Below are 11,853 nucleotides of genomic sequence, written 5' to 3' on the forward strand. Positions count from 1 at the left end.
TTGTGCTCCGCGGCCTGCGGGGTGCCGGGCGCGGATACGGGCGGCCGGACACCCCGCGGCGCGGCCGGCCGGCCCCGCCGGGCTACCGTGGTGCCCGTGATCGACGTACGGCGCGCCGGCGAGCGCTACCGCGGAGGGGACCGGGAGTCCGGTATCGACACCCGGCACGCCTTCTCCTTCGGCCCCCACTACGACCCCGCCAACCTGCGGTTCGGCGCGCTCATCGCCTGCAACGAGGAGCGGCTGGCACCCGGCGCCGGCTTCGACGAGCACCCGCACAGCCACACCGAGATCGTCACCTGGGTCGTCGAGGGCGAGCTGACCCACCGCGACTCGACGGGCCGCGAGACGCGGGTGCGCCCCGGGGACGTCCAGCACCTCAGCGCGGCGGCGGGCGTGCGGCACGCCGAGCGCAACGACGGCGAGGTGCCGCTGACCTTCGTCCAGATGTGGCTGGCCCCGCGGGAGCCCGGCGGGGAGCCCTCCTACGGCCTGGTCCGGGGCACCGCCGGCCCCACCGCGTACGCCCTCCCGGCCGCCGGCGCCGTGCTGCACGTGCGCCGGCTGGCGCCGGGGGAGCGCGGCGCGGTGCCGGACGCGGCGTACCTGTACGCGCACGTGGTGCGGGGCACCGTACGGCTGGCGGGCGAGGAGCTGGGGCCCGGCGACGCGGCCCGGGTCACGGACGCGGCGGGCCTGGCGGCGGTGGGCGTCACCCCGGCGGAGGTGCTGCTGTGGGAGATGGCCGGGTAGCGGGCGGGGCCGCGCCCGTCAGCCGCGCAGCTCCCCGAGCACCGCGTCGGTGAACGCCGGCCACGCCTCGACCGCCCACGGGCCGAACGCGCGGTCCGTCAGCGCGACCGCGGCCGCCCCGGCGTCCGGGTCGACCCACAGGAACGTGCCGGACTGCCCGAAGTGGCCGAAGGTGCGCGGCGACGACGAACCGCCCGTCCAGTGCGGGGACTTGCCGTCCCGGATCTCGAAGCCGAGGCCCCAGTCGTTCGGGTTCTGGTGGCCGTACCCGGGGAGCACGCCCTTGGTGCCGGGGTACTGCACGGTCATCGCCGCCGCCACCGTCCGCGGGTCCAGCAGCCGCGGCGCCTGCACCTCGGCGGCGAACCGCAGCAGGTCCTCGACGGTCGACACCCCGTCCTTCGCCGGCGACCCCGCCAGCGACGTCGCCGTCATGCCCAGCGGCTCCAGCACGGCCTGCCGCAGGTACTCCCCGAACGGGATGGCCGCCGCCTTGGCGATGTGGTTCCCGAGCTGCTCGAACCCGGCGTTGGAGTACAGCCGCCGCTCCCCGGGGGCGGCCGTCGTGCGGTGCTCGTCGAAGGCCAGCCCCGAGGTGTGCGCGAGCAGGTGACGGACCGTCGACCCGGGCGGACCGGCCGGCTCGTCCAGCTCGATCGCGCCCTCCTCGTACGCGACGAGCGCCGCGTAGGCCGCGAGCGGCTTGGTGACGGAGGCGAGCGGGAAGCGGTGCCCGACGGGGCCGTGTGTCCCGAGGACGCTCCCGTCGGCTCGTACGACACCCGCGGCGGCGGTGGGGACGGGCCAGTTCTCGATCAGTGCCAGGCTCTGCGACGACATGGTCCCGAGCCTATGCGGCTCACAGCGGCAGCCGCAGCGGCGGGTCCGGATCCCGGGTGAAGCCGAGTGAGGCGTACAGCGGCTCGGCCTCGGGGGAGGCGTTGAGCAGCACGTGCCCGGCGCCTCGCGCCCGGAACCAGGCCGGCGCGGCCGGCGCCGCCGGCCGCTCGGGGTGGTCCGCGACGAAGGCCGCGAAGGTCCCGTCCTCCCGGTGAGCCGCTCGCGCGGCGTCGGCAGCGACTCCGCGTGCCAGTCGGCCGGTCCGTGGGCCCCTCCGGGCCGGAGGGAGTCGATCATCACCTGGCGCGGGCGCAGCACTTCCTCGGCGTCCCCGGGGCGGGCCCGGCGTACGAGACTCATGGGCCGCACGGTGACCGGCGGTCCGCCGTGTCCCACGGATTTCTCACCGGAGCGGCTTGCCTGGAGTGCACTCGAAGGCCATAGCGTGGGGGCATGACGGTGATGCAGACCACGCCAGCGGCCACCGGGCACGCCACTCCCGCCGACATCTGCTCCGCCCCGCCCCGGCGCCACCCGCGCCCCGACGGCCGGGACCGCTACACGATCAGCGAGGTCGTCGCGTTCACCGGCCTCACCGCGCACACCCTGCGCTGGTACGAGCGGATCGGCCTGATGCCCCACGTGGACCGCTCGCACACCGGCCAGCGCCGCTACAGCAACCGCGACCTCGACTGGCTGGACTTCGTGACCAAGCTCCGGCTGACCGGCATGCCGGTGGCGGACATGGTCCGGTACGCGGAGCTGGTCCGGGAGGGCGAGGGGACGTACGCGGAGCGGCGGGCCCTGCTGGAGTCGACCCGCCGGGACGTCCTGGGCCGGATCGCCGAGCTGCGCGACACGCTCGGCGTCCTCGACCGCAAGATCAGCTTCTACGCGACGGAGGCGACCCCCCGCTGACCTGCGCCGGGGGCGCGCCGCGCGGGCGCCGGGAGCGGCTCACAGCTCCGCCAGCAGCTCCGCCTTCTTGCCGGCGAACTCCTCGTCGGTGACCAGCCCGGCCCGGTGCAGCTCCCCGAGGTGCCGGATCCGCTCGGCGATGTCCGCGGGATCCCGCCGGGACGGGGCCGGCACCGCGGGCACCGGCCCCCGGGTGCGCACGGCCGCGAGGACCGCCGCGGCGAACGGCAGCGACTCGTGCACCGGCCCGTAGCCCAGCCCGAAGACCACCGAGGCCGGGTCCTGGTCGGGCTGGGCCGGCCGGGCCGTGCCGGTGTCGCGGGGCAGCAGGCGCAGGTGCCCCTCGAACACCTCCGGCGACCGCCACTCCAGGCCGCACAGGCCGGCGACCGGGTAACTCTGGTCGCCGGCCTTCCACTTCGCCGAGGACGCCCCCGTCCAGGACCACCGGAACTGCACGGACGTCCCGTCGAAGGACGCCTTGCCGTCGTACGCCTTGAACTGGAGCGGGGCCTCGGGCGGGGCCACCAGGTGCCGCTCGGCCGGACCGGACTCGGTCAGCAGGCCCTTCAGCTCGTCGGCGTAGTACTCGGCCAGGGTCTCCCGCTCGGCCGGCAGCACCAGCCGGTACGGGTCGGCGCCCTCCTTGAGCTGACCGTCGGCCGCCTCCATCAGCGGATCGGCGCCGGGGCGCGGCCGCAGCCGCAGGACGACCGTGCCGCGTCTGCCGGGGGCGAGGGTCACGTCCTCGACCGCGGCCAGCGGGATGCGCCGCTCGCCGAGCGCCTGGAACAGCTTCGGTGTTCGGATCCCCCGTTCGTAGCGGATGAGCACGGAGTCGGACCCGAACTCCCAGACGGCATGAAAACCCGCCAGTACGTCACCCATGCGGCTCATCGTATGCGGCACGTGCTCCTCCGTCGCCACCCGCGCAGACCGCACTTCCTGCTGTCTCTACGCGCGTCCGGCCGTCGTCGTGCCGGACAGACCGGACCGGCACGCATCGTCCTCCCGTGCGCACGTCACCGAGCCGTACGCGCCCACGCCGATGCCGGCGAGGTTGCGCAGGCTGTCCGTGCCGGGCTGGAAGTAACCGCTGTGACCCCGGGCGTCCCGGGCCGACAGCACTCGTGCCCCGAAACCGGGGCCCACCGGGTCGGCGCCGTGGCCGAGGCCGCCCAGCTCCAGGTACGGCACGTCCTGCACCCAGTCGCTGGCGTCCCGCATGGCCCACACCCGGGCCTTCGTGCCCAGGCGGGAGGCGTCGGTGACGCGCATGCCGGGGCTCGCGGCCACCGCCACGTCGGCGACCCGGCCGGGCATGCCGTGCGCGGCGACCCCGCAGAGCACCGAGCCGTAGCTGTGGCAGAACATCGACACCGGGGCCCGGCCGGGCAGGCCGCGCAGCAGCGCGTTCAGCCGGACCGCCCCCTCCGCGGCGCGCAGCCCGGTGGCCGCGTCCACCCCCAGCCCGTCGGGCGAGGTGTAGTCGGCCCAGGCGATCACAGCCGTACGGGTCCCGGGACTCGCCTCCCGCTCGGCCCCGTACAGCGCCTTGGCCATGCCGACGGGGGCGCTGTACGGGCGGTTGGTGCGCTGGAAGGTGAGCAGGTCGGTGTCCACGCCGGGGACGATCACCGAGATCCGGTCGGCCGCGGTCAGGTCGCCGAACACCTCGGCGACCCGGCCCGAGCCCTGCGGGTCGAAGGCCAGGATCTGCCGCCCGGGGTTCAGCAGGGACTCGTAGCGGTGCATGCGGCGGCCGGCGTCCTGCTGGCCGGCCGCGCTGAGCCGGCTGTCGCGCATGCGTCCGCGCTCGACCTCGCGGGCCTGGTCCAGCGCGATGCGGTTGGCCCGGTAGCGCAGCGGGGCGGGGGCGCCGTTCATGTTGCCCACCGCGAGCGGATAGCGGCGGGCGAGCCGGTCGCCGTCGTGGGGGGTGAGCGAGGCGAAGAAGCGGCTCAGGCGCACCGGCCCCGCCCCGGGGTCCGGCAACGGCAGGCCGTGCAGGCGGCCGTGCTCCCACCGGGCGAGCGAGGTCTGCAGCGCCGACGACTCCCGGTGCGTGCGCAGCACGGTCCAGCCGGTGGTGGCGAGCATCACGAACACCACGGCCAGAGCGAGGAGGGCGCGCCAGACGTTGAGTTGCGGGGAGGTGTCGAAGGAAGTCACTGGGAGGACACACTAGGAGAACGGGAGGGTCTCGGGGGAACCGAGTGACAGGGATCACGTTTCGGTGGCCGGCGGGTTCCGTGCCGGTCATCCGGGGGTGCCGGCGGCCCGGTTCACCCGTGCGCCACGCCCGCCGTCCGCCGGACGCACCGTCAACGGTCGGGGGCCGCCCGCCAGTTTCCCGTGAGCGCCGAACCCACCTGATCGAGGTAGGCCGCGGTGAGCGTGCGGATGGCGCGCAGACCCAGGTCCTCGCTGGTGCACCAGCGCCGTTCGGTGACCCTCATCACCCCGCCGAAGACGGCCACCGCCAGCCGGGGCCGGGGGTCCTCCTCGACGTCGACCCCCTCCCGCTCGGCCAGCACGCGCGCGAGGGTCTCCTCGGTGGCCGCCGAGCGGCGCAGGTGGGCGGCGAGCAGTGCGGGCGTGGACTCGATCGTCCGGTACATGCGCAGGTGCAGCTCCAGCGGGACGGCCGACTCGACGGCCTCGCGGATCGCGTCCCACCCCTCCAGGAGCGCCTGGCGCAGCGCCGTCATCGGCGGCTCGTGCGCCGGGCGCGCGCGTACGGCCGCCACGAAGGCCGCCTCGGTCATCTCCTGGACCGCGAAGGCCGCGTCCTCCTTGCCCGCGAAGTAGCGGAAGAAGGTGCGCTGCGAGACGTCGACGGCGGCGGCGATCTCGTCGATGGTCGTGTGCTCGTACCCCTGGGTGGTGAACAGTTCGAGAGCGGCCCGCAGCAGTGCCTGCCGGGTACGCCGCTTCTTCCGTTCGCGCAGCGTCTCCAATGGCCCCTCATTCCGTGCAAGTACCTCCAGCTCAGCCTATGTGAGCGTGCCGTGTCAGTCACCGGCAGGTGATTTGGTTTGTCGTTTGTCAGTGGCTGTCACTAGCCTCGGAGTATGACTAGTCAGACCACCATCGACACCCCGGGGCCGGGGGACAAGGCGTCGACAGCCCCGTCGGAGCCGACCCCGGCCGCGGGGCTGCGCGGCCATCCGTGGCTCACCCTCCTCACCGTCGCCGTCGGGGTCATGATGGTGGCCCTCGACGGCACCATCGTGGCGATCGCCAACCCGGCGATCGGCAGGGATCTGCACGCGAGCTGGGCCCAGCTCCAGTGGATCACCAACGCCTACTTCCTCGCCCTCGCGGTCTCCCTGATCACCGCGGGCAAGCTCGGCGACCGCTTCGGCCACCGGCAGACCTTCCTCATCGGCGTGACCGGGTTCGCGGCGGCCTCCGGCGCCATCGGCCTGTCGAGCACGATCGGCGCGGTCGTCACCTTCCGCGTGTTCCAGGGCCTGTTCGGCGCCCTGCTGATGCCGGCCGCGCTCGGCCTGCTGCGGGCCACCTTCCCGGCCGAGAAGCTCAACATGGCGATCGGCATCTGGGGCATGGTGATCGGCGCGTCCACCGCGGGCGGCCCGATCCTCGGCGGTGTCCTCGTCGAGCACGTGAACTGGCAGTCGGTCTTCTTCATCAACGTGCCGGTGGGCGTGCTCGCCCTCGTGATGGGCGCGCTGATCCTGCTCGACCACCGCGCCGAGAACGCCCCGCGCTCCTTCGACCTGCTCGGCATCGGCCTGCTCTCGGGCGCCATGTTCTGCCTGGTCTGGGCGCTCATCAAGGCTCCGGCCTGGGGCTGGGGCGACGGCAAGACCTGGCTGTTCATCCTGGTCTCGGTGGCCGGCTTCGGCCTCTTCGCCTTCTGGGAGACGCGGGTGCGCGAGCCGCTGATCCCGCTGGCGCTGTTCCGCTCGGTGCCGCTGTCCGCGGGCGTCGTGCTGATGGTCCTCATGGCCATCGCGTTCATGGGCGGCCTGTTCTTCGTCACCTTCTACCTCCAGAACGTGCACGGCATGAGCCCGATCGACGCGGGTCTGCACCTGCTGCCGCTGACCGGCATGATGATCGTGGGCTCGCCGCTGGCCGGCGCGATGATCACCAAGGTCGGCCCGCGGATCCCGCTGGCGGGCGGCATGGCCGTCACCGCGATCGCCATGTACGGCATGTCCACGCTGGGCGAGAACACCGGCAGCGGCGTGATGTCCGTCTGGTTCGCCCTGCTCGGCCTCGGCCTCGCGCCGGTCATGGTCGGCGCCACCGAGGTCATCGTCGGCAACGCCCCGATGGAGCTGTCCGGCGTGGCCGGCGGCCTCCAGCAGGCGGCCATGCAGATCGGCGGCAGCCTGGGCACGGCCGTCCTCGGCGCGGTGATGGCGTCCAAGGTCGACAGCACCCTCGCGGACAACTGGGCCGGCGCCGGGCTGCCGAAGCTGCCCCCGCAGCAGCTCCACCAGGCGGCCGAGGCCGTCCAGCAGGGCGTCGCCCCCGTCGCCGAGGGCACCCCGGCGCCGATCGCCGAGAAGATCACCGAGGTGGCCCACCACACCTTCATCTCCGGCATGAGCCTCGCCTCCCTGGTGGCGGCGGGCGTGGCGGCGGTCGCCGTGCTGGTCGCGCTGCTCACCAAGCGGGGCGCGAACGCGGAGGCGGGCGCGGGCGTCGGCCACATCTGACGCCGCTCCCGGGCCGGGTGACGCGGTGTCCGCCGCCCGCGCCCGGCGGAGTTCGGCCATCGGGGTGACCGGCCGGCGTTCTTCGGCCACCGGCAGGCGCCGCGGGTCACAGTGAACCGTCTCCTGCGCGGTGCGGGGGAGACGGCCGGGCCGCGGCGCGCGCCGCCGGAGGGGGCGGCGCGCGCGAGGTCTGCCCCGGCCGAACCGGGGTACCCGCACCGCGAAGCCGAACTGTCCACCGACCCCAGGGAGTTGATGATGGCAGGCTTCGGGAACGAAACGCGCGGACACCCCCGGTCGCGTGGCCGGACGTGGCAACACACCGGGACGGACCGCGCGACGCTCGGGATCATCGGCACCGTCTGCGCGGTGGCCGGCTTCTTCGCGCTGGGGATCGTCCTCGGTCCCGTCGCGATGTTCTGCGGCTGGCAGTCGATGGGCCGCACGTGGTCCTCCGACCGCAACATCCCGGCCGTGGTGGCCCTGGTCCTGGGCGCGATCGACACCCTGCTGGCCCTCGTCGCCCTGGCGGGCGCGGCCACCTGGGGTCCCGGCCTCGTCTAGGCAGGGTCGGGCGGCGAGGCGCGGCGCTGTCCGGCGGCGCCCCGCCGCCGGGCCGCCTCGGCCGGCGACACCCCACCGCGACGGTGGGGCCGTCCGCCGGCCGCCGTGGCGCGGAGGGCGGGCCGCACGGTCCCCCGCGTCCCTTCCGGCGGCTGCGCCAACCGGGCGACCTCCGCCCGCAGCAGCCGCACCTCCTCGGTCAGCGCGGCGATCGCCTCCGTCTGCCGCAGCTCCTCGACGTCGTCCTTCTCGAACCGCGCGACGAACCACGCGGCGATGTTCGCCGTCACCACGCCGAGCAGCGCGATGCCCGACAGCATCAGCCCGACCGCGACCATCCGCCCGAGGCCGGTGGTCGGCGCGTGGTCCCCGTACCCCACGGTCGTCATCGTGGTGAACGACCACCACACGGCGTCGCCCAGGGTCCGGATGTTCCCGTGCGGCGCGTCCCGCTCCGCCGACAGCACGGCCAGCGAGCCGAACATCAGCAGCCCGATCACGGCCCCGGCGACGTAGGTGGTCAGCCGGATCCGCGGCGCCATCCGCGCTCGCCGGCCCACCAGCAGCAGCGTGGACACCAGCCGGAGCAGCCGCAGCGGCTTCAGGGCCGGTACGACGACCGCGCACAGGTCCGGCCAGTGCCGCCGGACGAACTCCCCGCGGCGCGGGGCGAGCGCCAGCCGGACCAGGTGGTCGAGGGCGAACGCGCCCCACACCACCCACTCCACCGCCGTGCACAGGGCCGTCCGGGAGCGGCCCGCCGAGGAGTCCACGATCGGCACCGCGTAGGCGGCGGCGAAGGCCACCGCGAGCGCCAGCAGCGGCCGCTGCGTGTGCCGCTCCCACCGTCCCTGCGCCGACAGGTGCTCCATGAGCAGATAGTAAAGAAAGAGTAAGGCCGACGGGCACCCGGGCGGGCGTCCCCGCGGGGGCACGGGGCCTCGCGCGCTCGGCCCTCACCGGCCCCCGGCGGCCCGAGGCCGGCCGGTCCCGGCCCGCGGCAAGCCGCGGGCCGGGACGCGGGCCGCGACACGGGCGCGCCGGGACGGTCAGGCGTCGCCGCCCGCCGCGCCCGGGTCCGCCGCCGTGACGTCCAGCAGCCGGTACCGGTCGATGGCCTGCTTGAGGACGGACCGGTCCACCTTGCCCTCGCGGGCCAGCTCCGTCAGCACCGCGACCACGATCGACTGGGCGTCGATGTGGAAGAAGCGGCGCGCGGCGCCCCGGGTGTCGGCGAAGCCGAAGCCGTCCGCGCCGAGGGACTGGTAGGTGCCCGGCACCCAGCGCGCGATCTGGTCCGGGACCGACCGCATCCAGTCGGAGACGGCCACGAACGGACCCTCGGCCCCACCGAGCTTGCGCGTCACCCACGGCACCCGCTGCTCCTCCTCCGGGTGCAGCAGGTTGTGCTCCTCGCACGCCACGGCCTCGCGGCGCAGCTCGTTCCAGGAGGTGGCGGACCACACGTCCGCCCTGACGTTCCACTCCTCGCCGAGGACGCGCTGCGCCTCCAGCGCCCACGGCACCGCCACGCCCGACGCGATGATCTGCGCCGGGATCGAGCCGCCCGTGCCCGCGCCGATCCGGTGGACGCCCCGGACGATGCCCTCGACGTCCACGTCCGCCGGCTCCGCCGGGTGCCGGATGGGCTCGTTGTAGACGGTCAGGTAGTAGAAGACGTCCTCGCCGTGCGGGTGCTCCGGCGAGCTGCCGTACATCCGGCGCAGGCCGTCCTGGACGATGTGCGCGATCTCGTAGGCGTACGCCGGGTCGTAGGCGACGCACGCCGGGTTGGTGGACGCCAGCAGCTGCGAGTGGCCGTCCGCGTGCTGGAGCCCCTCGCCGGTCAGGGTCGTGCGGCCGGCGGTCGCGCCCAGGACGAAACCGCGCGCGAGCTGGTCGGCCATCTGCCAGAACTGGTCGCCGGTGCGCTGGAAGCCGAACATCGAGTAGAAGACGTACACCGGGATCAGCGGCTCGCCGTGCGTGGCGTAGGCCGAGCCCGCCGCGATCAGCGAGGCCGTGCAGCCCGCCTCGGAGATGCCGTCGTGCAGCATCTGGCCGGTCGGCGACTCCTTGTAGGCGAGCAGCAGCTCCCGGTCCACCGACTCGTACTGCTGGCCGAGCGGGTTGTAGATCTTCGCACTCGGGAAGAAGGAGTCCATGCCGAAGGTGCGGTACTCGTCCGGCGCGATCAGCACGAAGCGCCGGCCGATCTCCTTGTCCCGCATCAGGTCCTTCAGCAGGCGCACGAAGGCCATCGTCGTCGCGATGGACTGCTGGCCCGTGCCCTTCTTCACGGTCGCGTACGCCTTGTCGTCCGGCAGGGCGAGCGGCTGGGAGCGCACCACGCGCGTCGGGACGTAACCGCCGAGCCCCTGGCGGCGGTCGTGCATGTACTGGATCTCCTCGGTGTCCCGGCCCGGGTGGTAGTACGGCGGCGCGCCGGACTCCAGCTCCTTGTCGGAGATCGGGAGGTGCAGGCGGTCCCGGAAGCGCTTGAGGTCGTCGACCGTCAGCTTCTTCATCTGGTGCGTGGCGTTGCGGCCCTCGAAGTTCGGGCCCAGCGTCCAGCCCTTGACCGTCTTGGCCAGGATCACCGTCGGCTGCCCCGCGTGCTCCTTGGCCGCCTTGAACGCCGCGTAGATCTTGCGGTGGTCGTGGCCGCCGCGGCCCAGGTGCAGGACCTGGTCGTCGGTCATGTTCTCGACCATCGCGCGCAGCCGGTGGTCGCCGCCGAAGAAGTGCTCGCGGATGTAGGAGCCGGACTCGGTGGCGTAGGTCTGGAACTGCCCGTCCGGGGTCGTGTTCATCTTGTTGACGAGGACGCCGTCCCGGTCCTGCGCGAGCAGCGGGTCCCAGGTGCGGTCCCAGATCAGCTTGATCACGTTCCAGCCGGCGCCCCGGAAGACCGACTCCAGCTCCTGGATGATCTTGCCGTTGCCGCGGACCGGGCCGTCCAGCCGCTGGAGGTTGCAGTTGACCACGAAGGTCAGGTTGTCCAGGCCCTCGCGCGCGGCCAGGGAGAGCTGGCCGAGCGACTCGGGCTCGTCCATCTCGCCGTCGCCGAGGAACGCCCACACGTGCGACCGGGAGGTGTCGGCGATGCCGCGCGCCGCCATGTAGCGGTTCATCCGCGCCTGGAAGATCGCGCCGAGCGGGCCGAGGCCCATGGAGACCGTCGGGAACTCCCAGAAGTCCGGCATCGAGCGCGGGTGCGGGTAGCTGGACAGGCCGTCCGGGTACTTCGACTTCTCCTGCCGGAAGCCGTCGAGCTGGTCCTCGGTGAGCCGGTCGAGCAGGTACGCGCGCGCGTAGATGCCCGGGGAGGCGTGGCCCTGGAAGAAGACCTGGTCGCCGCCGTCGCCCTCGTCCTTGCCGCGGAAGAAGTGGTTGAAGCCGACGTCGTACAGCGAGGCCGAGGAGGCGAAGGTGGCGATGTGGCCGCCGACGCCGATCCCCGGGCGCTGGGCGCGCGAGACCATCACGGCCGCGTTCCAGCGGGTCGCGTTCAGGATCCTGCGCTCGATCTCCTCGTTGCCCGGGAAGAACGGCTCGCTCTTGGTCGGGATCGTGTTGACGTAGTCCGTGCTGCGCATCTCGGGCACGGCCACGCGCCGCTCGCGGGCCCGCTCGATCAGGCGCAGCATGAGGAAGCGGGCCCGCTCCCGGCCGCGTTCGTCGACGGCGGCGTCGAGGGAGTCGAGCCACTCCTGGGTCTCTTCGGGATCGAAGTCAGGAACCTGACTCGGAAGGCCGCCAATGATGATCGGGTTGCGATCGGATCCGGAAGCCACGCTGTTCCTTACCTGTCGGAGGGCCAGTTCTGTTGCACCTGCCTACACCGTTCCCCATCGTGTACCTGGGGAAGGCGTACGTCATCCCCGCTGCCGCGCCCGCGGGGCACGACCGGTCAAAACGCAACGATACGCCCGAGGTGTGACGTGCTTGGCAAAGTTGTTCGAGCAACGTGACTCTGGATGATTCCGAACTGTGCAAACCGGGCACATCGGAGTGATGTGGGTGGTGCGAAAGCGCGATACGGTGCCAGGGGTTGCGGCGACACGGCCAGGATCGTCACCGT

The 11,853-nt window shown here is 73.4% G+C and carries 10 protein-coding genes and 1 pseudogene; 4 read left to right on the plus strand and 7 right to left on the minus strand.

Going from position 1 to position 11,853, the window contains the following annotated elements:
• Positions 1–96 precede the first annotated feature (96 nt).
• Complete coding sequence (locus tag ACZ4K2_RS22150; RefSeq protein ID WP_467468937.1) at positions 97–753, plus strand: pirin family protein; 657 nt, start codon at positions 97–99, stop codon at positions 751–753.
• An 18-nt stretch (positions 754–771) separates the two neighbouring features.
• On the opposite strand, the gene ACZ4K2_RS22155 is transcribed toward ACZ4K2_RS22150, so the two are convergent.
• Together ACZ4K2_RS22155 and ACZ4K2_RS22160 are read right to left on the minus strand one after the other, a co-directional pair.
• Complete coding sequence (locus ACZ4K2_RS22155; protein WP_467468939.1) at positions 772–1,593, minus strand: serine hydrolase domain-containing protein; 822 nt, start codon at positions 1,591–1,593, stop codon at positions 772–774.
• Between the two features lie 19 nt (positions 1,594–1,612).
• A pseudogene (locus ACZ4K2_RS22160) lies at positions 1,613–1,953 on the minus strand (GNAT family N-acetyltransferase).
• Positions 1,954–2,046: 93 nt separating this feature from the next.
• On the opposite strand from ACZ4K2_RS22160, the gene ACZ4K2_RS22165 reads away from it, so the two are divergent.
• On the plus strand, positions 2,047–2,511 hold the full coding sequence (locus ACZ4K2_RS22165) for a MerR family transcriptional regulator (RefSeq protein WP_467468941.1): 465 nt from the start codon (positions 2,047–2,049) through the stop codon (positions 2,509–2,511).
• 39 nt (positions 2,512–2,550) lie between these two features.
• Here ACZ4K2_RS22165 and ACZ4K2_RS22170 read toward each other — a convergent pair whose 3' ends face one another.
• The 3 genes from ACZ4K2_RS22170 to ACZ4K2_RS22180 form a co-directional block, all read right to left on the minus strand.
• Positions 2,551–3,399: a DUF4429 domain-containing protein gene (locus ACZ4K2_RS22170; RefSeq protein ID WP_467468943.1), complete on the minus strand. Its 849-nt coding sequence runs from the start codon at positions 3,397–3,399 to the stop codon at positions 2,551–2,553.
• Positions 3,400–3,465: 66 nt separating this feature from the next.
• Positions 3,466–4,683 (minus strand): alpha/beta hydrolase, encoded by a 1,218-nt coding sequence (locus ACZ4K2_RS22175; protein WP_467468945.1) that lies wholly within the window; start codon positions 4,681–4,683, stop codon positions 3,466–3,468.
• Between the two features lie 152 nt (positions 4,684–4,835).
• Positions 4,836–5,471, minus strand: coding sequence for a TetR family transcriptional regulator (locus tag ACZ4K2_RS22180; protein WP_467468947.1), 636 nt, complete (start codon positions 5,469–5,471; stop codon positions 4,836–4,838).
• 114 nt (positions 5,472–5,585) lie between these two features.
• Between ACZ4K2_RS22180 and ACZ4K2_RS22185 the strand changes: the two genes are divergently transcribed.
• Both ACZ4K2_RS22185 and ACZ4K2_RS22190 read left to right on the plus strand, forming a co-directional pair.
• Positions 5,586–7,205 carry an MFS transporter gene (locus ACZ4K2_RS22185; RefSeq protein WP_467468949.1) on the plus strand — a complete coding sequence of 540 codons (1,620 nt, stop codon included), beginning with the start codon at positions 5,586–5,588 and terminating at the stop codon, positions 7,203–7,205.
• 258 nt (positions 7,206–7,463) lie between these two features.
• Positions 7,464–7,769 carry a small hydrophobic protein gene (locus ACZ4K2_RS22190; RefSeq protein ID WP_467468951.1) on the plus strand — a complete coding sequence of 102 codons (306 nt, stop codon included), beginning with the start codon at positions 7,464–7,466 and terminating at the stop codon, positions 7,767–7,769.
• On the opposite strand, the gene ACZ4K2_RS22195 is transcribed toward ACZ4K2_RS22190, so the two are convergent.
• Positions 7,766–8,641 (minus strand): potassium channel family protein, encoded by an 876-nt coding sequence (locus ACZ4K2_RS22195; RefSeq protein WP_467468953.1) that lies wholly within the window; start codon positions 8,639–8,641, stop codon positions 7,766–7,768. The genes ACZ4K2_RS22190 and ACZ4K2_RS22195 overlap by 4 nt on opposite strands.
• 177 nt (positions 8,642–8,818) lie before the next feature.
• Complete coding sequence (gene aceE, locus ACZ4K2_RS22200; RefSeq protein ID WP_467468954.1) at positions 8,819–11,566, minus strand: pyruvate dehydrogenase (acetyl-transferring), homodimeric type; 2,748 nt, start codon at positions 11,564–11,566, stop codon at positions 8,819–8,821.
• Positions 11,567–11,853 lie beyond the last annotated feature (287 nt).

It is taken from the genome of Streptomyces sp. NPDC025833 (genome assembly GCF_055558055.1).

Coding starts and splice junctions, on each gene's coding strand:
- ACZ4K2_RS22155 (WP_467468939.1), bottom strand. CDS start 1,593: ATGTCGTCGCAGAGCCTGGCACTGATCGAGAACTGGCCCGTCCCCACC.
- ACZ4K2_RS22165 (WP_467468941.1), top strand. CDS start 2,047: ATGACGGTGATGCAGACCACGCCAGCGGCCACCGGGCACGCCACTCCC.
- ACZ4K2_RS22170 (WP_467468943.1), bottom strand. CDS start 3,399: ATGGGTGACGTACTGGCGGGTTTTCATGCCGTCTGGGAGTTCGGGTCC.
- ACZ4K2_RS22185 (WP_467468949.1), top strand. CDS start 5,586: ATGACTAGTCAGACCACCATCGACACCCCGGGGCCGGGGGACAAGGCG.
- ACZ4K2_RS22190 (WP_467468951.1), top strand. CDS start 7,464: ATGGCAGGCTTCGGGAACGAAACGCGCGGACACCCCCGGTCGCGTGGC.
- ACZ4K2_RS22195 (WP_467468953.1), bottom strand. CDS start 8,641: ATGGAGCACCTGTCGGCGCAGGGACGGTGGGAGCGGCACACGCAGCGG.